General features: G+C 45.8%; 17 protein-coding genes. 6 read left to right on the top strand and 11 right to left on the bottom strand.

The features are described from left to right. Positions 1-2: 2 nt before the first annotated feature. Positions 3-614 carry a GbsR/MarR family transcriptional regulator gene (locus tag ACQSGY_RS17525; RefSeq protein WP_188592718.1) on the bottom strand — a complete coding sequence of 204 codons (612 nt, stop codon included), beginning with the start codon at positions 612-614 and terminating at the stop codon, positions 3-5. Between the two features lie 501 nt (positions 615-1,115). Between ACQSGY_RS17525 and ACQSGY_RS17520 the strand changes: the two genes are divergently transcribed. Together ACQSGY_RS17520 and ACQSGY_RS17515 are read left to right on the top strand one after the other, a co-directional pair. After that, the gene (locus tag ACQSGY_RS17520; protein WP_216516274.1) at positions 1,116-2,345 is read left to right on the top strand and encodes a quaternary amine ABC transporter ATP-binding protein; all 1,230 of its coding nucleotides are present in this window, start codon (positions 1,116-1,118) and stop codon (positions 2,343-2,345) included. Then, on the top strand, positions 2,311-4,911 hold the full coding sequence (locus tag ACQSGY_RS17515) for a glycine betaine ABC transporter substrate-binding protein (protein ID WP_427179416.1): 2,601 nt from the start codon (positions 2,311-2,313) through the stop codon (positions 4,909-4,911). The genes ACQSGY_RS17520 and ACQSGY_RS17515 overlap by 35 nt, the downstream gene beginning before the upstream one ends. A 370-nt stretch (positions 4,912-5,281) precedes the next feature. On the opposite strand, the gene ACQSGY_RS17510 is transcribed toward ACQSGY_RS17515, so the two are convergent. Together ACQSGY_RS17510 and ACQSGY_RS17505 are read right to left on the bottom strand one after the other, a co-directional pair. Then, entirely contained in the window at positions 5,282-5,503 is a 222-nt protein-coding gene (locus ACQSGY_RS17510; RefSeq protein ID WP_111270454.1) for an immunity 17 family protein, read from the bottom strand. Positions 5,504-5,778: 275 nt separating this feature from the next. Continuing rightward, positions 5,779-6,618 carry a DNA-binding protein gene (locus ACQSGY_RS17505; RefSeq protein ID WP_289374980.1) on the bottom strand — a complete coding sequence of 280 codons (840 nt, stop codon included), beginning with the start codon at positions 6,616-6,618 and terminating at the stop codon, positions 5,779-5,781. A gap of 253 nt (positions 6,619-6,871) precedes the next feature. On the opposite strand from ACQSGY_RS17505, the gene ACQSGY_RS17500 reads away from it, so the two are divergent. Together ACQSGY_RS17500 and ACQSGY_RS17495 are read left to right on the top strand one after the other, a co-directional pair. Next, a complete protein-coding gene (locus ACQSGY_RS17500; protein ID WP_427179414.1) occupies positions 6,872-7,444 on the top strand; it encodes a hypothetical protein in 573 nt (190 codons plus the stop codon). A gap of 43 nt (positions 7,445-7,487) precedes the next feature. Continuing rightward, positions 7,488-7,832: a hypothetical protein gene (locus ACQSGY_RS17495; RefSeq protein ID WP_427179412.1), complete on the top strand. Its 345-nt coding sequence runs from the start codon at positions 7,488-7,490 to the stop codon at positions 7,830-7,832. Positions 7,833-8,698: 866 nt separating this feature from the next. Here the strand turns inward: ACQSGY_RS17495 and ACQSGY_RS17490 are convergent. Together ACQSGY_RS17490 and rhaD are read right to left on the bottom strand one after the other, a co-directional pair. Further along, on the bottom strand, positions 8,699-10,516 hold the full coding sequence (locus tag ACQSGY_RS17490; protein ID WP_216516706.1) for an APC family permease: 1,818 nt from the start codon (positions 10,514-10,516) through the stop codon (positions 8,699-8,701). A gap of 391 nt (positions 10,517-10,907) precedes the next feature. Continuing rightward, positions 10,908-11,759: a rhamnulose-1-phosphate aldolase gene (rhaD, locus tag ACQSGY_RS17485; protein ID WP_427179479.1), complete on the bottom strand. Its 852-nt coding sequence runs from the start codon at positions 11,757-11,759 to the stop codon at positions 10,908-10,910. 456 nt (positions 11,760-12,215) lie between these two features. Here rhaD and ACQSGY_RS17480 point away from each other — a divergent pair, with 456 nt between their 5' ends. Beyond that, positions 12,216-12,593 (top strand): hypothetical protein, encoded by a 378-nt coding sequence (locus ACQSGY_RS17480; RefSeq protein ID WP_427179411.1) that lies wholly within the window; start codon positions 12,216-12,218, stop codon positions 12,591-12,593. Between the two features lie 45 nt (positions 12,594-12,638). Here ACQSGY_RS17480 and ACQSGY_RS17475 read toward each other — a convergent pair whose 3' ends face one another. The 5 genes from ACQSGY_RS17475 to ACQSGY_RS17455 form a co-directional block, all read right to left on the bottom strand. Further along, positions 12,639-13,178, bottom strand: a complete 540-nt coding sequence (locus tag ACQSGY_RS17475) for a GNAT family N-acetyltransferase (protein ID WP_427179409.1) — start codon at positions 13,176-13,178, stop codon at positions 12,639-12,641. A gap of 222 nt (positions 13,179-13,400) precedes the next feature. Then, positions 13,401-13,682, bottom strand: a complete 282-nt coding sequence (locus ACQSGY_RS17470) for a hypothetical protein (protein WP_427179407.1) — start codon at positions 13,680-13,682, stop codon at positions 13,401-13,403. A gap of 258 nt (positions 13,683-13,940) precedes the next feature. Further along, the gene (locus tag ACQSGY_RS17465) at positions 13,941-14,429 is read right to left on the bottom strand and encodes a DinB family protein (RefSeq protein ID WP_427179478.1); all 489 of its coding nucleotides are present in this window, start codon (positions 14,427-14,429) and stop codon (positions 13,941-13,943) included. Between the two features lie 30 nt (positions 14,430-14,459). Next, on the bottom strand, positions 14,460-15,410 hold the full coding sequence (locus tag ACQSGY_RS17460; protein ID WP_427179405.1) for a DUF6597 domain-containing transcriptional factor: 951 nt from the start codon (positions 15,408-15,410) through the stop codon (positions 14,460-14,462). Positions 15,411-15,701: 291 nt separating this feature from the next. Further along, positions 15,702-16,538: an AraC family ligand binding domain-containing protein gene (locus ACQSGY_RS17455; protein ID WP_427179403.1), complete on the bottom strand. Its 837-nt coding sequence runs from the start codon at positions 16,536-16,538 to the stop codon at positions 15,702-15,704. 128 nt (positions 16,539-16,666) lie between these two features. Here ACQSGY_RS17455 and ACQSGY_RS17450 point away from each other — a divergent pair, with 128 nt between their 5' ends. Continuing rightward, entirely contained in the window at positions 16,667-19,960 is a 3,294-nt protein-coding gene (locus tag ACQSGY_RS17450) for a glycoside hydrolase family 2 TIM barrel-domain containing protein (protein ID WP_427179401.1), read from the top strand. A gap of 371 nt (positions 19,961-20,331) precedes the next feature. Here ACQSGY_RS17450 and ACQSGY_RS17445 read toward each other — a convergent pair whose 3' ends face one another. Next, on the bottom strand, positions 20,332-20,568 hold the full coding sequence (locus ACQSGY_RS17445; protein WP_145403424.1) for a hypothetical protein: 237 nt from the start codon (positions 20,566-20,568) through the stop codon (positions 20,332-20,334). Positions 20,569-20,623: the final 55 nt, after the last annotated feature.

The following is a 20,623-nucleotide window of genomic DNA, read 5'->3' as shown; positions in this document are numbered from 1 at the left end:
TATTATAGTTGTTCTTTCATTTGCTCTTTAACTTCATCTTTCATTTCTTCCCTGATCTCTTCTTTAGGAACAAGCTTATAGATTTCCTCATCCTCCATTGTATCAATAAGCCTGTCCAGCCAGCGGTAATATGCTTCCGCTTGCAGTACTTTTCGCTTATCCTCCGACAGTACATGCAAAAGCTCGGCGTCGTCCTGCTCATCCAGGTCTTTCACAATGCGATTGATTTCGTCAACGGATTTGCGCAGAATCTGAAGGTTGCTTTCCACTGCTTTTCTCCATTTAATCACGAAATAATCCGTAAAGGTCTGATGCCAGTCATACTCTACTTCATACAGATCTTTTCTGGAGCCTTTGCTCCACACCTTATTTACCATTTTCAGATCCAGCAGCGTGCGCACTCCGGTACTCATACTTGTTTTGCTCATTTCCATTTCCCGGCCCATATCATCAAGGGTCATCGGTTTGTCTGCGAAAAATAGCAATCCATATAAATGTCCCGTGGACAAGGTTACGCCGTATAGATCCATATTGCGTCCAATGGCCTCGATTACACGTTTACGGATCTTCAGTACGGTAGCCTGCTGATCCTCTTTCAAATGGTCCAAGCTCATGCTTGCAACCTCCATTCTGAACATTCCCAGTCTTGGCAAAAAAATTCTCGCATGTTCAAGTCTAGCTTATATACATGAGAAAGCTTCCGGCCGGACATCCTATATGCTAGGAAATCTTCTGTACCCAGATACTAATATTGGGAACTTTACCATGCTTTATTTTGCCTACGATGATCTTTTAACCAAAAAAATAAGCTTTAATTCAGCTCATTTTCTATTGTAGGAAAAGCCATAATAAATGTAAAGATACCGAATCAGCCAGAATAAGGAGATAGATGGAGCATTTGAGAGGAAAACTTTGTACAGTTTTTACTGTACAAACATTATGTACTGTTTATTCAGTTGATATACTGGTTAAGTACTGTTAGAATACAAACCGTTACCCAGAAAGACGGGAAGCGAAGCATGAATACCGGATTTCGTGGCTGGGCGCACAAGTGTATGGGCTTGTGACTGCTGAACGCCGTTCGAAGTGCAAAACACATCAGAAGGGGTGAAAACATGACCATACTTGAAGTAAAAAACGTAAGTAAACTGTTTGGCCCCCAAACCGAGCAAGGTCTGCAATTACTGGAGCAAGGTTGGGGCAAAGAAAAGTTGGCCAAAGAAAAACAGATAACGGTTGGTGTCAACCGGGTCAACATGGAAATCAAAGAAGGTGAAATTTTCGTCATTATGGGCCTGTCCGGTAGTGGTAAATCTACGCTGGTTCGGATGTTCAATCGTTTGATTGAACCCACATCCGGCGAAATTCTGGTCCATGGTAAAGATTTGCGCAAAATGAACAAAGAGCAGCTGCGTGAAGTGCGCCGGAAAACGATCAGCATGGTGTTCCAGAAATTTGCGTTGTTCCCGCACCGAACCGTTCTTGATAATGTGGAATATGGCTTGGAAATTCAAAAAGTAGATAAGGAAGTGCGCCGGGAAAAGGCCAAGGCTTCTCTTGAGCTGGTTGGCCTTAAAGGCTGGGAAGACAAGATGCCGGATGAGCTGAGCGGCGGAATGCAGCAGCGTGTCGGACTAGCCCGTGCACTAGCGAATGACCCGGAAGTTCTGCTGATGGATGAAGCCTTCAGTGCCCTTGATCCATTGATTCGCCGGGACATGCAGGATGAGTTGATCGAGCTTCAGGATAAAATGAAAAAGACGATTATTTTCATTACCCATGACTTGGACGAAGCGCTGCGCATCGGCGATCGAATTGCTCTTATGAAAGACGGCGCCGTTGTACAGATCGGTACACCGGAGGAAATTATGATTCAACCGGCCAACTCATATGTGGCCCGCTTCGTCGAAGACGTGGATTTGTCCAAGGTCCTTACAGCATCCCACGTTATGCGCCGACCAGAAACGATTACGACCGACCGTGGTCCTCGTGTCGCTCTGGAATTGATGCGTGAACGGGGAATATCCAACCTGTTTGTAATTGACCGTTCGAAAAAGCTGTTAGGTGTTATTACAGCAGAGGATGCATCACGCGCGATGCGTGAAAACAAAACCTTACATGATATTCTGATCACTGACGGTCCAACCGTTGGACCCGAAACATTGATTCACGAACTGTTCGAGATCACAAGTTCAGCCCATGTGCCACTTGCCGTTGTTGGTGAGAACGGCCGCCTGCAAGGCGTTATCGTCCGCGGTGCCCTGCTGGGTGCTCTTAGCGGTGAAGTTGCAACAAAGGAGGAACCTGTGAATGATTCCCAAAATACCACTAGCATCGTGGATTGAATCCATCGTTGACTGGATGAGCTCCTCGCTCTCCGGATTGTTTAGAGTAATCTCTGTCGTTATTCAGGAAGTGGTCGGATTTTTCTCCGGGCTGTTTATGCTGCCTCACCCGCTCCTGTTCATTGTTATATTAGGTGTACTGGCATTTCTGGTAGGCAGATTACCACTTACCTTGTTTACCGTGATCGGTTTCCTGCTCGTAGATAACCTGGGTTACTGGTCCCAATCCATGGACACACTCGGTCTCGTTATTACGTCAGGATTAATCTCTATTCTGCTGGGCGTACCTGTTGGCATCTGGCTGGCATACAGCAAAACTGCAGCACGCATTATCACACCGCTGCTCGACTTTATGCAGACCATGCCAGCATTCGTATATCTGCTGCCAGCGGTTACGTTCTTTAGTCTCGGCGTTGTTCCGGGCGTTATCGCCTCCGTAATCTTCGCGATCCCGCCAACGATTCGTCTGACACACCTGGGTATCAAACAGGTATCCAGTGAACTGGTGGAGGCAGCGGATGCCTTTGGATCAACTTCAGCTCAAAAATTATTTAAAGTTCAGCTTCCACTCGCGCTGCCAACCGTGATGTCCGGTATTAACCAGACCATCATGCTGTCCCTTTCCATGGTTGTTATTGCGTCCATGATCGGTGCACAGGGTATCGGTGCGGAAGTTTACCGTGCTGTAACACAGCTGCAGATCGGTAAAGGCTTTGAAGCCGGTCTTGCTGTCGTGGTGCTTGCTATCGTGCTTGACCGCTTTACACAAAACCTGTTTATGCCAGGCCGCAAAAAGACTTCCCGTGTCTCAACCCGACAAAAGGCCTGGATTACTGCTGCAGCAACACTGCTCGTTCTCGTTGCTGGCTTCTCTCAATATTTCACTGGCAGCACAACATCTGCAGGCGGCAACAATGGAACAGCGAACGCTGTAGGTGAAGAAGTCAACTATCAAATTATCGGTATCGACCCTGGTGCTGGCATTATGAAATCTGCAGCTAAAGCGATAGAAGATTATCAATTGTCCGATTGGAATCTGATTGAAGGTTCTGGCGCAGCGATGACTGCTACACTAGACAAAGCGCTCAAAAACAAAGAACCGATTATCGTTACAGGCTGGACGCCTCACTGGATGTTCAACAAGTACGATCTGAAATATCTGGAAGATCCGAAGAAATCCTTCGGGGATGCCGAAGAGATTCATACGATTGCCCGCAAAGGTTTGAAGGCAGATCATCCTGTGGCTTATGAGTTCCTCTCCCGCTTCAAATGGACCTCCGATGAGATGGGTGAGATGATGATTGCGATTCAGGACGGTACTTCCCCTGAACAGGCAGCCAAAGATTATGCCGAGAAACATGCGGATCAGATCGATGAATGGACCAAAGGTCTGACTCCAGTGAACGGCGATACATTTAAACTGAGCTATGTTGCATGGGACTCCGAGATTGCCAGCACCAATCTGCTGAAATATGTCATGGAGACCAAACTTGGCTATAAAGTCAATGCGCTTCAGGTTGAAGCAGGACCGATGTGGACTGGTGTCGCTTCAGGTGATGTTGATGCTTCTCCTGCCGCATGGCTGCCGCTGACCCATGCTGATTACTGGGCACGTTACAAAGATCAGGTCGAAGATCTTGGAGCCAACATGACAGGTGTTCGCACAGGTCTCGTTGTTCCGAAATACATGACAGACGTAAACTCCATTGAAGACTTGGAAAAAGGTGCTTCTTCTTCCGATTCATCTGCTGCACCTGCGGCAAGTGCTAACATCGGAAACGAAGTAAATCATCAGATTATCGGTATCGATCCAGGCGCAGGCATTATGAAATCCACTGCCACTGCGATTGAGAAATATGGTCTGACGAACTGGAATCTGGTGGAAGGGTCCGGCGCAGCCATGACGGCTACGCTGGACAAAGCATACAAGAACGAAGACCCGATTATCATTACTGGCTGGACACCTCACTGGATGTTCAATCAATATGATCTCAAATATCTTGAAGATCCCGATAAAGTCTACGGTGATGCTGAAGAAATTCATACGATTGCTCGTAAAGGTCTGAAAGAAGATCATCCTGTCGCCTATGAGTTCCTGTCCCGTTTCAAGTGGACCTCCGATGAGATGGGCGAGATGATGATTGCCATCCAGGGAGGAACTGCCCCTGAGCAGGCCGCCAAAGACTATGCCGAGAAGCATAAGGATCAGATTGCTGAATGGACCAAAGGTCTGACTCCTGTGAACGGTGATACGCTCCGTCTCGGTTATGTCGCTTGGGACTCCGAAATTGCAAGTACCAATCTGCTAAAATATGTAATGGAAAACAAGCTCGGTTATAAAGTAACCGCGCTGCAGGTGGAAGCCGGACCGATGTGGACTGGCGTTGCTTCAGGTGACGTTGATGCCTCTCCGGCAGCCTGGCTTCCTCTCACCCATGCTGATTATTGGGCGAAATACAAAGATCAGTTAGATGATCTTGGTGCCAACATGACAGGTGTCAAAACCGGTCTGGTCGTGCCGGCCTACATGGATGTTAAATCCATTGCAGATTTAAAAGATAATTAAGCTGGATTACATGGGTAACACCCTATAAGACCTAAAGATCTATTTAAGCGCCCTAATCTTTTTCTTATTTCAAAGTGGCCCCCTTCTCCGCATATATGGAGAAGGGGGTTTTGTTTGTAAAAAACGAGACGAAGAGGCTTGTAAGCCTGCTTCGTCTCGTTTCTAAGGGTAGATGTCACTAGACGTAATTGCTTTGGTATCCATCTCAACGACATGTTTATTATCTGAGTCTTTCATAGGTAATCAGCATTTCTTTATTTCTTTATTTCTTTGCTTCTTTATTTCTTCTCCTGCCACTTTCACAGATTCAAAAATCTTTGGCACTACGTCTTACGCTGTTCTATGTAGATGATGTCTGTTCTCGTCCCGCTTACATCTCTCCTCCAATCAGCAGTAGTGTTACCCCGATGCCAATCATAACTACACCCAACACACCATACACCACTCTCGCTCCCTGACGACCAATCGTCTTGACAAAAAGGCCAGCCCGGAAACTCTTCATAAACCAGTCCCAGTTATTGATTCCACCCAGCAAGCTGAAAATGCCTGCCGCTATTGCCAGTAAAGCAATCAACAGAGGTTGATCCTGCATATAAACCCTCCTTTCAATTAGATAATCGTGTACACTATACCTTCTCCTTCATCATCTGAACAGGAAATAAAAGTTAAAAACACACAACTTACGCTGTAAGCACGCAAGCTGTGTGTTTCCAATCCATTATTTTGTTATGCCCTTTACATAGGGTACAGTTTAAATAAGGAGATAGTGCTTTTAATACATATTATTAGTAACCTGATCCGTGATTATTTGTCGTGTATGTGGTAGTCGTTGATGTACTTGTTCCAGCAAAGGAGATAATTGCAAAGCTACACATTACAGCTAATATAAGCATAGTTTTTTTCACGTTTTAGCACTCCTTTTAAAATATTTTGGTATTGAGTAATTTGCTTTTCTGTGGCTGATTCCCTCATGGATTCAAAAAGTGCACAGGATTTTCGGAAACCAGCTTCCAAGTCTATCTTACTGGAAACTGCAATTCCCCTAATTAATGCATCTATTGCATCATTTTTACTCAAGGGCATCTTGTAAAGAGCCAAACAGTACATGTAATGAACAAAAAGGCTTACATTCTCAGCCTGTTCATACATTGCAAATGATTCATTATAAGGAAGTATTTTTTCAAGATACTCGTCTATTATCCATCCGTGAGCGATTGCCGCTTCTAAAATAGTAATGCACTCCGGAATGATTTCTTCCGGATGTTCTAATAAAAAGGTAACATATTCGTCCAATACTTCTTTATTTCCCATCAATATATGAACTGAGTACCTATTTGCCCTAGCGAACATACGGAAGTCTTCTACAATCGTTAACCCCTCGGCATCCAGACCAACATACCATCCAAGTTCTTGATATTTGTCAATACATTCTAGTGATTCATAGTATCGCTCCATTTTTTGTAGAGCTAAACCTTTCATGAGATGTGCTTTTCCGAAGTAATAAACAAGCGGTCTGATAGTAGTGATTCGTTTTATCTTGTTTTTGGCTTCGAGGAATTGGGACTGTTTGTATACTTCGTTTGTGCAAAAATATAGATGGTCTGAAATATGTATAACTCGTTCCATCTGATCCGTGCGATATGCCATCTCAAGCATTTGCACAAGATAATCTAAGCTAGTTATATCTTGAATTTGTAATTCACTCACCAAAAATCCCTCCTTTTACCTTTTTGAACCCATTATATTCCTGATTATTCCAGTGGTCAATAACATTCTGTTTATTTTAAAAACCCCTAGAAAACGACAATTTTAGCCGGAAATATATTGTCGAAGTTTGAGTCAATTTGTCTAAAAAATTACCTCAAGAATCATTTTTACATATAAGGTTTTAATTGTATTGATATTCTATAAAATTCCAAATATAGTTGTCTCATAAATCCAAGAAAGAGGTGCAGTAAAAATGAAAAAAAAGTTTAGTTTAGTTGTAATGATGCTGGTATTATCACTTTTGATAATTCCAACAGGATTAGCTTCAGCATCAACAACAGAATCTAGTAATTCTCCAAGTCTTTCTTATCAGTCTCCAATTATCACTGTGGAAGAAGATGGTCAAACATCTACAATTACTTCCGCGCCCGGAAATGATAATGTAGAAATCCAAGCAACAAATCCGTTCACCCTTAGTATATCTGACCCCAGTTATGGTACAGTTAGAGGGTCATGGACATACGACAACCCCGGTAAAATTGTAAATAAAGTAGCAATAACTATGGAACTGCAATACAGAACAAGCTTCCTTGACTTAACTTGGGATACTATTGACTCTTATAACTTCATATATGGAGGTGGTTTAGGTAGCCATGAAGGAAATGAGCATACATTCCGAATTTCGGACAAAGGCCAATATCGAGTGAAGATACTGGGTCAAGTTTCATTTATAGGTGGGCATCATGATGTATTGATGTATTCAGGAGTTAGGAGTTATGAGGGTGGCGGAATTATTATTTCGACGAGCCAGAAGCTAAATAATTGAACATCAGAAAAGGAGCCTTTTTAAAGGCTCCTTAACCCATTTGATGAAGGGACGTGCTTTTATGGACAGGAAAAGAGAGATTAAAATAAAAGAGCGCATACAAGAAAGATATGATATATTGGAAGCATTGTATTCATCGTGGTTTACTGAAAAACCTGTTTTAGAATTTCCAAAGGAAAATTTTTATCAGCAGGGACACATTGAGAAACACAGAGCGATAACTTACCTAGTAGACAAAGGCTACATAGTCGCAAATTCAGCAGAAAATGACCCGGAGACGGTTGAAGTAAGCATAACTTCTGATGGCATAGATTTCTATGAGCAAGGGTTACTGAGTGGTAAAGGTGAAGGTTGGTCAATCGTTACAGAACACATCGAAAATAAGTAGTTAAGGAAAAGGTCGCCAGATGATGGTCTCGATTGACAAGAACATATTCCCCTTAAAGTCGCTATATTAGCGGCTTTTTATTTTATCGGTACAAGTTCTTGTCCTTAATTAAAAGGAATCGGGTCCTTTGTTCCATATTCCACACTCTTTTATCCATGATTCATTGATATTGATCTTTTCTCCCCACACACGGATCTGACCTGAGGTGAGCTTTCTTTCACCTCGTTCAACTTCTTGCACTTCTCGTGTGGTAAGATCTAAATATCGGTCGAGTTTTTTTTTGGTATATACAGCCCTCCTTGCCTTGACTAAGGTCTCTATGCAATGGGCTTTTCTTGTTTTATGATGTCTCATTGGATTCTTCTTTTCTCGTCTATCTCCTTCCTAAGAGATCGACCTACATTAAAATCATATCATGCCATACTAAGTTTTTATAAAGAAATATAGAAAAGTGTAATTAGTACTAAATACCAAATACTACTTCTAAATGCATACTCACAAAAAGAAAGGAATTAATCCTAACGCACATCAAGACGACGATCTGCTGGATCGCCGCATCTGAAAATATGGTTAGTCTTCCTTTTCAATCATGGTTCGTCATACGTCGGCAGATTGTCGTTTTATCACTTTTATTGTTCCTCCACTCCATCGTTTACATAATTCACCTTCTGGTTATAGTGTAGAAATCCAATGTCAAACTTAGATATGCCCTTGGTGAACTTGGTGTTAATCCTGATTAGGGGATTTACACAATGCAGCATCAGACGAAAGAGGAGTCATCCATATGCACAGTCAAAAAAAATCGCGAGTTCTCTACGATTATGAAGAGAACTCACGATTCAATCTGTTAAGCATTTATGAATACATTACCGATTAAGATGATACGGCACCGTAGTAACAATCACGTCTTTGTAATTAATCAGATAAGCCCGAATCATGAAGCTGGTCTGGTTATGCAGTACATTTTGCCACCAGTGCTTGGTAATGAATTGTGGAATCAGAATGGTAATATGATCCGTTTCGGCTGTTTTCCATTCCACCGTATCAATGAACTTTTTGAGTGGTCCCATAATGCTGCGATAACGGGATTTGATGACGACCAGACGTACGCCGGGATTCCATTCCTCCCACTTCTGCTCCATCTTGCGAATCGCCTCATCGTCGAAGCCAATATACAGCGCCACCACCTGATCCGACATCGTCTGGGCGTAACTGATCGTATTCATCACCACCCGGGTAATACCCGCCACCGGAATGACAATGGTGTTGCCCTTCTTGGCCGGTTTATCCACCTGAATATCAATCCGTAGCTCATCTGCAATATTGCAATAGTGACGTTTAATGCGCATGAACACATAGACCACAAGCGGCAAAAAGATAAAGATAACCCATGTCTGTGTAAACTTGGTGAAAATAAAAATCAGCGTAATGGACAGTGTGGTCAGCATACCGATTGTGTTTACCAGCAGTTTTGTCTGCCAACCGGACGGTTTGATTTTGATCCAGCGTATCATCATGCCGAGCTGCGACAATGTAAATGGAATGAATACCCCTACCGCGTAGAGCGGGATCAGGCTGCCTGTATCCCCTTTGAATCCTACCACAAGCAGTGCGGACATCACGCTGAGAAAAATAATACCGTTGGAGAAGCCCAATCGGTCTCCTCTGACCATAAACATATGCGGCATGTATTTATCCTTTGCCATCATAAAGGACAGGAGCGGGAACGCCGAGTACGCCGTATTTGCTGCCAGGAACAGGATTAAGGCGGTTACCCCTTGAATGATAAAATACATGCCCCCTCTGCCAAACGTTGCTTCGGCAATCTGGGAAATCACCGTTGCTTTCGGGTCCGGTTTAATACCGTAACCATACGCCAGGAGTGTAATCCCGATAAACATCGCACCCAGGATACATCCCATGAGCAGCAGCGTTCCGGCAGCATTTTTCTCAGCAGGCTGCTTGAAGTTCGGAATCGCGTTGCTCACTGCCTCTACCCCGGTCAAGGCGGAACAGCCGGAGCTGAATGCCTTGAGCAGCAGAAACAGGCTAACATGCGACAGGCTTGCACCGAATTCCGGTGCCGCAGCATGCATACCGCCAGTCAAAAACTTGATACCGCCGGAAATAATGAGAATCGCAATTGAAAAAATAAATAGATAAATGGGGATAGCAAGCACCGAAGCAGACTCCGTAACCCCACGCAAGTTCATAACGGTCAGAAATACAATCATAATCAGTGCGATAATGACACTATAGTCATGCAGTACAGGAAAAGCGGATGTGATCGCGTCCGTACCTGCGGACGAGCTTACAGCCACCGTCAGAATATAATCGACCAGCAGCGAACCTCCGGCAATCAGACTCGGTGTAGTGCCCAGATTATCCTTGGCTACGATGTACGCGCCGCCCCCTGTAGGATAGGCAAATATCGTCTGGCGATACGAAAAAATTAAAATGACGAGTAATCCCAGCACGGCGATGGAGATCGGAACCGAGTACCACAGCGCCGCGAATCCGGCTGCAACCAGCACAAGCAAAATCTGTTCCGTACCGTAGGCCACGGATGATAAAGCATCGGAGGAGAGGATGGCGAGCGCCTTCCATTTCCCCAATTTTTCTGCATCCAATTCAGCCGACTTCATTGGCTTGCCGATTAAGATTCTCTTCATTTTGCCAAGCATGATCATAACTTCCTTCCATCTCATATCTATAAATCCTTGTCTGTGCTTACCTGTAATCCCGTGTTTCTTGCCTCAGCTCATCTGTGAAGCATTGTTATTATGCAAAATCGCAGAGCCATTGACAATATGTCATTTCACCCGAAAATCGCCAGCGCGTGATAATACATTCTACGATTCAATATTTGATAACAAAGCCATTCTTATTCGGTAATTTGAACGTTTTTGAGCTAAAACGGCGATTGATTGCCTGAAAAACGAAAAAGGCCTTCGGTTCAGAGAACCAAAGACCTTCAATGCCGGATGAATATCATCCGTTGGATATAACAATATTATCATATTCAGACTGTTGTGTGCCGGAGGAGTTATCTGATCCAAGAAATCTAAATTCGAATTAACTTTCTATCACACCTGGACGCGGGGTTACGCCGAATTGCAACGCAAGTGCTCGCAGCTGCTCATCCGTGATCCGCTGGCGGATATCATGACCTGCAACAAGCATGTACACCTGGGCAGCCTTCTCGATGGTCTCAATCAGACCAAATGCCTCGTCAATCGTTGTACCTGTTCCGAATATACCGTGCTGCGGCCAGATGACCGCATGGTATTCTTGCATTTTCTCCGCGGTTGCCCGGCCGATCTCGTTCGATCCGGGCATCATCCAGGGAATGATCCCAACACCATCCGGGAAGACCACCACACATTCGGTGCACATCTGCCAGAGCGTTTTGGTAAACTTGGCTTCATGCAGTTCATGGATGAAGGTCATTGCAAGTACATGTGTCGCGTGGTTGTGCATGACAACCCGGTGATTCGGGTCTTTTTTCAAACGTTCAATATGACTCATAAAATGGGTTGGCAGCTCACTTGTCGGATTTGCTCCACCCTTCAGCCCCCATAATACCTCAAGCACCTGTCCATCTGCCGATACACGCAGCACGCCCAGATTGCCTTCCGGGTCTGCCAGCACGTTTTTGAAATATTTGCCCGAAGCCGTAACGATAAAATACTGTCCCGCCAGCTCCTGCACGGAAAAGGCAGGTGTAATGGTGCGAATCACCTGATGAATATCGATGTACGGTGCAACCTCCTCCTCCTTCAGCAGATAGCTGACGTTACCGCCATTGCGCTCATCCCAACCATTTTTCCACATATGCTGTGTAATCTCTGCCATCTCGCGTACAAATAGGATATCAAATCCGGCAGGCTGCGTTCTCTCTCTTTCGGTACGAAGGGTCACGTTCATCATTATCCTCTCCTATGTTCATCTGAAAAACAGGGCTGTCACGATCAAAGCAAGAAAGTAAGTTCCTTTTTTCACATTCATTATACCTTTGTTTATGTTTGTTTGTCAATTATTTACCATCCAAATATATTGTTTATTATTTTGTTTATTTTTGTTTCCCTTTATTTCGTTAAGAGGAAAGCTCTTTATGAATAGACCAAAAACAAAAAAATACCCTGCCGTCGTCCGGCAGGGTCAGTCACACATCTATTTAACACGAGAAGGGGTTTACAAGAGTTATCTTATCCTTTCTACCTTAATAGAAGCTGAAAGTGAAATGAAAAAAGAGTAAAACCTGCTGACTGACACTTCCCCGCTACGTCCACACACACGCAATAGAACCTACATATACTAGTCTAGCATTCTTCTTATTTCCACAGAGCAGCAGCCAATCTCTTGGGAAGGAGGTGCAGCCCTATGGCTACACTCGTGACAGGCCCTATCGAAAATAATATCTCCGGTGGGAGCAGACCCACCCAGCAAGTCACCATTCAAATAGTGAATTCTGACCCGACCAATACATCCACTGTACTGATTCAAGGTTATGTACTGGACGGTACACGAACTTTATACGTGCTGCAATCGGTCAACCTGAATCCAGGTCAAGTCTTCTCCCAGACATATTACGCTAATCTGGATGGATATGAATACGTATTTACAACCAGCGGTACCGCTACCGCTTCAACCGAAATTTCTGTATGGGGCAAAAGCAGCACAGGACAACTGGTCACTGCTCATCGCATCGTTCTACACGAACTCACAACAACGGAACATGAAGAAACATCTAATGACTAAACTGTGTGCAAATGATGTCTCGCCCAGTCTAACCAAGCCTGTTCCTCAGCGGACAGGCTTGGTTTTGTTCAGGATATAGAAAGGTCGCTTCTTGCCCGTGGCTTCATCCCGACGATTTTCTGCATGCTCAAAACCGAGTTTATTCAAAATATGACGCGCAGCTTCATCGTCAGGGTGGCGTCCAGCCACCAGCTGAACCGCCCCTAACTTGTCAAAGGCATAACGAACCACCGCCTGTGCCGCTTCCTGCGCATATCCTTGACCCCAATGGTCACGGGTCAGCAGAAAACCGAGCTCATAGATATGTTCCTTCGGGGCATAAGGACCAAGACCGCAGCAGCCAACAAAGATGTCTGAATCTTTCTGGAAAAGGGGCCAATACTGTACACCCTCCTGTTTCTCACGCTGAATCTCACGGGTTAGCCTGGCTTCCACCTCTTCTTCACTCAACACGTCACTGCTGCTAGTCCACCTGGTCACCTCATGATCGCCCCACAAGGCAAAAGCAAGAGCGCAGTCTGCCTCATCCCATGTGGTAAATACAAGTCGTTCCGTCTCAAACAATGCTGTTCGTTTCAGGTTCACCTTCGATCACCCTCCATGGTCTCATAAGTATCTCAATATCTCTTCCATACTATTGAATTAATCGCAGCCTGAGCAGAATAAACATAACATACATATTTCCGTACCTGCTTCTTCCGAACAATCCAGATCACATCAGGGTGTAATTAAAATAAAAAATAACCTCTGCCGGCACTGCCGGACAGAGGTTCATAGCTTACAACCTATCATCACAATCCTTCATGATTATGGCAAAGCAACCTCAATAGTCCCTGTTGCATCGCCTCCCTGGTTTGCTAACAGAGCAAAAACCAGAACCGCGCCTGCCGAAATGCTAAGACTGTTGTTCGCAGGAATGACATAAGTGAGCACTGGTGCATCGACACGCGTGATAACAAGTGATACAGCAGCAGGTCCCGTATTATTCACCGTCACGCTGGCATTCACACCGCCAGTCAGGTTTTCATAGAAGGACTTGCCTACTCCTGCTGCAAGGTTGTAAAACTGTAATGGTAAAAGGATGGCCATCAGAATCACCTCCTTTTTGCTTTGATACGGTATTCTATGTTTGAAATCTAGCAAAGCCACGGTGAAATGACCGTGGTAGAACGTACATTTATAGCTGACATGGAAGTTTGATAGATTGTCGCTACACCATAAAAAAACAAACAAGCCCCGCCTGGAATTGGCGGAGCTGCTTACCTATATTTTTAAACATAATCTTTAATCTAAATGTTTGTCCAGGCTTCTTAAAGAGTTTCTCCAGCAGGGCTGTCTGAGAACAAATCAAGCATACAGCATAAAAAAGTTCAATTCGTGGCCCAGCTGCTTGAGATAGTTATAGAGCTGTGAGCGATGGTGAAACACATGGGTCAGCGTTTCGATCTGCCATTGCACTTGTAAATGTCCGTGCTCCGCGTAGAATGCTTTGGTCGAGCGGTTCAGAAAGTCCTGTTCACTCAGGCTTGTGATATAAGCTTTGTACGCCTCCAGATTACTCCACAACCGTTTCTCCAGCTGCTCAACGTCCTGATTGCCAGCCAAGCTATTCTCCACCTGTCCTACCTCAGCTTCACCTTGCTCCTGCATAATGGCGAGATCAGAAGCGGTAATCTGGATAAAATGATGCACCAGCTCCACGAGTGAGCGCATATTGTCCTGCGGACGATACGCCCAGTCCTCTGCACGAATCAGCCGAATTAATGAAGCTCCTGTGCGTACGCCTGTTTCCAGCTCGGTTAACAGGTGCTCCCGAATTTGCAATGTTCCATTCATCATATATTGCTCCTTTGTCATGTTATTGATCTATACTTCGAGTATAACGGAAGAGACTGCCGAAAGATTGTATTTTTCGGACAACATCTGTTGTTGCTCCCGAATGGCCGTCAGCGGGGTATCTCCATAAAACTTGCGGAACTGCCGAATGAGATGCGCCTGATCATAGAAGCCATACTGCTGAGCAATCGTCACACCATCGGTAAATCGTGCCTCACGAATGCCATGCATCACCTCATGAAAACGAACGATCTCACTCAACAGCTTGGGGCTGACACCCACCTGCTCTGTTACCTTGCGGTGCAGTTGCCGTTCACTAACAATTTCTCCCTTTGCGATGTCTTGTACACTTGTACGTCCTTTATTTTTGAAGATACGATGTAGAACATTTTGCAGAAGATCTTGATCAGCTTGTGTGCAGCTATAACGCAGCGTTATCTGGCTGAGATACTGATCCATCACCTGTACACGTGCTGCAAAGTTCATTGTTTCCTCCATCTTCATCTGCAGTTCATCCCACTTTAACGGCCAGCAGTCCTCCAGCGGGATTCGTCTGTCCGTGAACAGATCGAGTGACTGACCATGCAGAAATGGCGCTCCCCCGGGAAAAAATCGAACACCAAACGTATACGCTCCCGCAGGCGGTGCCGCAGACGATAACGGAAAAGCAAAAGGCTGCGTGTAATTTCCGCAATAACTGTACGAAAAGCAGGCCTGCTCGGCATCGTAATGAATGAGTATGTCTGTACAGCCATCCGGCAGTACCCGGGCAGAAGCTGTAGCTTTCGGTTGTTGGTCAAACGAAATGCCTGCTCCTTCAAAACATTGGTCATTCTCTAGAGGATGACGGGTGCCCGACTCCCAATAACAGGCCACATAGGCCGCAAGTGAAGTCGAGGGCGCATGTTCGATGTAATATGTACGAGGATCAAGTCCATTGATTTGTACCGGGCGATACAACGAGTGCAGACGCGCATGCAATGCAAATCCCTGCCTTTCTCTCTTTTAAAAATAAAGCTCGTATGTTCTCATGTATGCTCTAACATTTTATGTATTATTATGTTCTTCTTCTCTCTCATCATAGCATGAGCGCTCAGGCCCATGTAAAAAAAAGTGCCCTGTTCGGAGGACAATCCGAGCAGGGCCAGTCACACATCTATTTAACACGAGAAGGGGTTTACAAGTGTTATCTTATCCCTTCTACCTTAACAGAAGCTGAAATTCAGATGAAGAACAGATCAAAAAAAATAGATTTGCCCATTCCCGCTCCGATCAGGTTAAACCATGCAGCTTGCGAAACCGCTCGGGACTCATGCCTGTATGTCGTTTAAACATGGCACAGAAATAGCTGGCATTTTCATATCCCACCCGGTCGGCAACTTCATAGATTCGCAGCGCACGTTCACTGAACATGAGCTGTTTGCTGCGATTAATCCGCTCTTGATTGACATAGAACACCGGCCGGACATGCAATGCTTTCTGAAATAGTCGGCACAGATACTGCGGGGATACCACAGCCACATCTGCCAGCTCCTTCAGTGACAAAGGCTGATCCAGATGCTCTGTAATGTAACGCAGCACCGGCTTCAGACGTTCCATCTCGTCATTATCGCTGCCTGCCGCGATGAGCAAGGGCTTCAAATCCAGCAGCAGTGCATACAGATGTTTGGAGCTGTCCCGGTCTCCATCTGCATCTAAGGTAACCTCCACCCCTTCGCCCCTCATCAGCATCTGCTGCAATCCATGCAGCAACTCCGCGTTTCTGAGCTTATATACACCTGAACCGGTGATGCCAGCATACGCCAGCAATTGACTCGCTTCACGTCCTTGAAAGGATACCCAGGCCAGCTCCCAGCGATCCGTAATCGGCTCATATCTATGAGGAATGTCAGGATAGGTAATAAACACCTCGCCCGGGCCCACGATATATTCTTCCTCATCCTGTATAATCAGCCTTCCCTGCCCCTGAATAATCTGATGAATCTGGTAATCCGGGAACCCTTCGGGACGTTCGGTTTCATATTGATGCTCCCAATAACCTACCGTAGTCATATAGATCGGGAGACGAGCCGCTTCATCTGTTTTGCCAAAAAAAATCCGTGTATTCATCCCGCACACCACACTCTCTATACTTGGTTTCATATTGTGATATATATGGGCAATATCCTTTATTCTCTAAGCGCCTGATCAATTCTATACTGTGAATATATTATAACATGATCAAAGGAGCTGCTGTTATGCGAAAGAAACTCGTGCACACCCCTCCGGCTAACGGATATCCGGAATGGAACAACAATCCCGAGACGTTTCAGGTGAATCGTCTGCCCGCGCATGCCAATATGGTAGCGTTCCCATCCATAGAAGAAGCATTATCCAGCGAATTTACCGCTTCTCCCTGGTATCAATCTCTGAATGGCTTGTGGAGGTTCAGCTTTGCGGAAACGCCAGAGCAGCGTATTGCATCCTTTTATGAAAATGACTATGATGCCAGCAGCTGGGACGAGATCAGTGTTCCCTCGAACTGGCAGCTGCAGGGTTATGATTACCCTCACTATACGAACATGACGTATCCATGGGTGGAGCGTGAGCCTGAGTTAAAACCGCCTTTCGCACCAGCAACCTATAACCCGGTTGGTTCATATATTCGTACGTTTACTGTCCCTGCGGACTGGAAAGATCGCCCTGTGCTGCTGCACTTTGAAGGTGTTGAATCGGCCTTCTATGTATGGGTGAACGGAGAGCTTGTCGGTTACAGTGAGGATACCTTCACTCCCGCAGAATTTGATATCACAGCGTACCTGACGGAAGGCGAGAACAAGCTGGCAGTCGAAGTCTATCGCTGGTGTGATGCCAGCTGGCTGGAGAATCAGGATTTCTGGCGGCTTAGCGGTATTTTCCGCGGGGTTTACCTGCATTCGCCATCCCCGGTTCAAATCGCTGATTTCTTTGTTCGTACGGAACTGGATGAGGCCTATCAGGATGCAGAGCTTCAGCTTGATGTGAAGCTGTACCATCATCATGCCGGACAACATGTGCACGGCTTGAAGGTTCAAGCACAGCTCTATAATGCAGAGCAGCAGGTGGTTTGGGATGAGCCGCTGGCAGCCGAGGTTTCTTTTGCCAATGAAGAAGAATTGACGTTCTCTCTCTCTGCGACTGTGATCAGCCCGCTCTTGTGGAGCGCCGAAACGCCTAATTTGTACACTTTGGTGCTGTCCATTCAGAATGCGTCAGGGGAAACAGTAGAAGCTGTTCGCAGCCGCGTCGGATTCCGCAAGTTCGAGATCAAGGATGGCTTGATGAAAATCAACGGCAAACGCATTGTGTTCAAAGGGGTAAACCGGCATGAATTCTCCCCGGACGCTGGACGCGCCATTGGTCGTGAGGATATGATTCGTGACATCGAGCTGATGAAAGCCTACAATGTTAACGCTGTGCGTACTTCGCACTATCCGAATCAGACGCTCTGGTACGAGCTGTGTGATGAATACGGGCTGTATGTCATTGACGAGACGAATCTGGAGACACATGGTACCTGGTACTACGGGCAAAAGGAAATGAACGACGACAACATCCCGGCAAGCAAGCCGGAATGGCGCGACAATGTCATTGATCGCTGTAATTCGATGTTCCAGCGGGATAAAAACCATCCGTCCATCATCATCTGGTCGCTCGGTAATGAATCGTTTGGTGGAGACAACTTCATCGCCATGTACGACTATTTGAAACAGGCCGATCCGACAAGGCTCGTGCATTATGAAGGTACTTACCACTATCGTCCATCTGATTCAGCCAGCGATATTGAATCCACAATGTACATCAGCCCGAATGATATCGAGCAGTATGCACGCATGAAAGGTGACAAAAAACCTTATATCATCTGTGAATACAGCCATGCGATGGGCAACTCCTGTGGTGGTCTGCACCTGTACTGGGAGATGTTTGATAAATATGAAATCTTGCAGGGAGCATTTATCTGGGATTGGGTGGATCAATCCATTCGCACCAAGACAGCAGACGGCGTAGAATATCTTGCTTATGGTGGGGATTTCGGCGAGTCGCCGCATGATGGCAACTTCTGCGGTAACGGTCTTATTTTGGCGGATAAAACGGTCACACCTAAGCTGGAAGAAGTCAAAAAATGCTATCAGAACGTTCGCATGTCAGCGCTCGATCTGCAAACCGGGCTGATTCGCATCACAAATCATTTCCTGTTTACCGATCTGAACAAATATGCGCTCGCCTGGACGTTATCCCATAACGGCGTACCTGTTGAAAAAGGACATCTGGACATTGCAGCGCAGCCTGGCGAATCCATTGAGGTTCACATTCCTTATACATCATCGTCTGACCTGTTTACGGAAGCCGTACTCACTGTCTCTCTGATAACGAAGAAGGCCGAGAAGTGGGCGGAAGCAGGTCATGAGATTGGCTGGGAGCAATTTGTAGTATCTCCACGTCTGCGTGCAATCCAGCAAGTAGTTGCGGGGCAAGGTGATATGCTTCAGGTGCAGGAGCTTGCAAGCAACGAGCTACAGGAAGGTCAGGCTCAAGATGAGCTCAGCGTGGTTGCAGGACATGTATCAGTACGCTTCAACAAAGGCACCGGTGCGCTGACCTCGTATCAGATCAACCAGCAGGAGCTGCTGCTGTCCCCGGCTCGTGCAAACTTCTGGCGTGCAATGACGGACAACGATCTGGGTAACAAACTAAATGAACGTGCTGCCTTCTGGCGCGATGCTCATGCGACGAGCAAGTTGATTCGTTTCGAACATCATACAGATGAGCAGGGCTGTCGTGTGACAACGGATTATACATGGGATGCCAGCCCCGGAACTACGCTGTCTATCACGTATCACATCAAACCGAATAGCGAGCTGGAAATCAGCCAAACCCTCGTTCCGGGTGCAGGTCTGCCGGAGCTGCCTGAGTTCGGCATGCTGTTTGAATTGAAGGATCATCTGGATACAATCTCCTGGTACGGTCGTGGCCCGCATGACAACTATATCGACCGCCTGACCAGCGCACGCCTCGGCTATTATACCGGAGCCGTTCGCGATCAGTTCGTGCCATATCTGAAACCGCAGGAATGCGGCAACAAAACGGATGTTCGTTTTGCAGCCATTACTTCTGCTGTAGGGGGTACTGGTGGCAATGATGGAGCTGCCGGGAATGCAGTAATTGGTGGGAATGTTGCAAATGCTTCACTTGACGGGAATACTGAGAAAGCTGTAAATGCTGGTAGTATTGCAAACGACGGGAATGCTGGTAATGCTGCACATGGCAGCAGCGGTCTGTATTTTGAAGCCACTGCACCGTTTGAAATCAATGCGCTGCCGTGGTCGCCTGAGGAACTGGAAGCGAATGACCACGTCTACAAATTGCCAGTAAGCTCGCAGACCATCGCCCGTATCAACTACATGCAGATGGGTGTTGGCGGCGACGACAGCTGGAGTGCGCGTACACATCCAGAGTATACGCTGCAAGCCAACCGTCCGTATCACTTCACGTTTACGGTGAAGCCTGTTTAGAGCATTGAGATGTAATACTATGGGGTGGTTAAGGGGGCAGTTTGCCCTCCCATAGCCACCGTAAAAATCCCTGCTGGCATCATGCTGGCAGGGATTTTTTTCAGCCCGCGTGACGGGCCAAACGCTAACGATTCTGAGAAGCCTTATTTGGGGCAAAAACATGCTTTTCAAATTCTAACGATCTCCAGTAACCTTATTTCTTGAAAAATCAGCCTTCCAGCCCAACAATTAGCCAACTCGAGGCAAATAGCGTTTCTGGAGATCGTTACATTTCTAAACAGCTCAAAAAGCAGCAAATAACGTCTCTGGGAATCGTTAGCGCTGAGCAAGAACTCGAAGATTCTCTTGTTCGCAGTGCAGCTTCCCTCATCTCATCTAGTATAACGATCTATATCATCCATCGCTGAATCATGCATTCGTTTGTGGTGATCTTCATGCTGGCGAACGTCATTTTTCAGCTTGGCCAGAAATCCCCAGCCTGTAAAGAACATGAGCAGAACAGTAATTAGTCCATAAGCAATATTAAAGGCCTTCATATAGAAGTTAACAAAGATTGCAGCCAGCATCAAACCCAGAATCCACAAAACCCACTTTGTACTTTTTCTCAATTGATCCTCTCCTATCTATAGTAACCTATTTAATCTATGTATCTTCAAACATACG

The sequence above is a fragment of the Paenibacillus sp. TC-CSREp1 genome, assembly GCF_050171015.1.
Classification (GTDB): domain Bacteria; phylum Bacillota; class Bacilli; order Paenibacillales; family Paenibacillaceae; genus Paenibacillus; species Paenibacillus silvae.
Note: the sequence above shows the minus strand (reverse complement) of the source record. Positions and strands in the feature narration are given on the sequence as shown.

Bases quoted from the DNA above. Each gene is read 5' to 3' on its own strand.
- ACQSGY_RS17455 (WP_427179403.1), bottom strand. From the start codon at position 16,538: ATGAATACACGGATTTTTTTTGGCAAAACAGATGAAGCGGCTCGTCTC.
- ACQSGY_RS17495 (WP_427179412.1), top strand. From the start codon at position 7,488: ATGAAGGGACGTGCTTTTATGGACAGGAAAAGAGAGATTAAAATAAAA.
- ACQSGY_RS17470 (WP_427179407.1), bottom strand. From the start codon at position 13,682: ATGGCCATCCTTTTACCATTACAGTTTTACAACCTTGCAGCAGGAGTA.
- ACQSGY_RS17510 (WP_111270454.1), bottom strand. From the start codon at position 5,503: ATGCAGGATCAACCTCTGTTGATTGCTTTACTGGCAATAGCGGCAGGC.
- ACQSGY_RS17520 (WP_216516274.1), top strand. From the start codon at position 1,116: ATGACCATACTTGAAGTAAAAAACGTAAGTAAACTGTTTGGCCCCCAA.
- ACQSGY_RS17465 (WP_427179478.1), bottom strand. From the start codon at position 14,429: ATGAATGGAACATTGCAAATTCGGGAGCACCTGTTAACCGAGCTGGAA.
- ACQSGY_RS17450 (WP_427179401.1), top strand. From the start codon at position 16,667: ATGCGAAAGAAACTCGTGCACACCCCTCCGGCTAACGGATATCCGGAA.
- rhaD (WP_427179479.1), bottom strand. From the start codon at position 11,759: ATGAACGTGACCCTTCGTACCGAAAGAGAGAGAACGCAGCCTGCCGGA.
- ACQSGY_RS17515 (WP_427179416.1), top strand. From the start codon at position 2,311: ATGATTCCCAAAATACCACTAGCATCGTGGATTGAATCCATCGTTGAC.
- ACQSGY_RS17525 (WP_188592718.1), bottom strand. From the start codon at position 614: ATGAGCTTGGACCATTTGAAAGAGGATCAGCAGGCTACCGTACTGAAG.
- ACQSGY_RS17480 (WP_427179411.1), top strand. From the start codon at position 12,216: ATGGCTACACTCGTGACAGGCCCTATCGAAAATAATATCTCCGGTGGG.
- ACQSGY_RS17500 (WP_427179414.1), top strand. From the start codon at position 6,872: ATGAAAAAAAAGTTTAGTTTAGTTGTAATGATGCTGGTATTATCACTT.
- ACQSGY_RS17490 (WP_216516706.1), bottom strand. From the start codon at position 10,516: ATGCTTGGCAAAATGAAGAGAATCTTAATCGGCAAGCCAATGAAGTCG.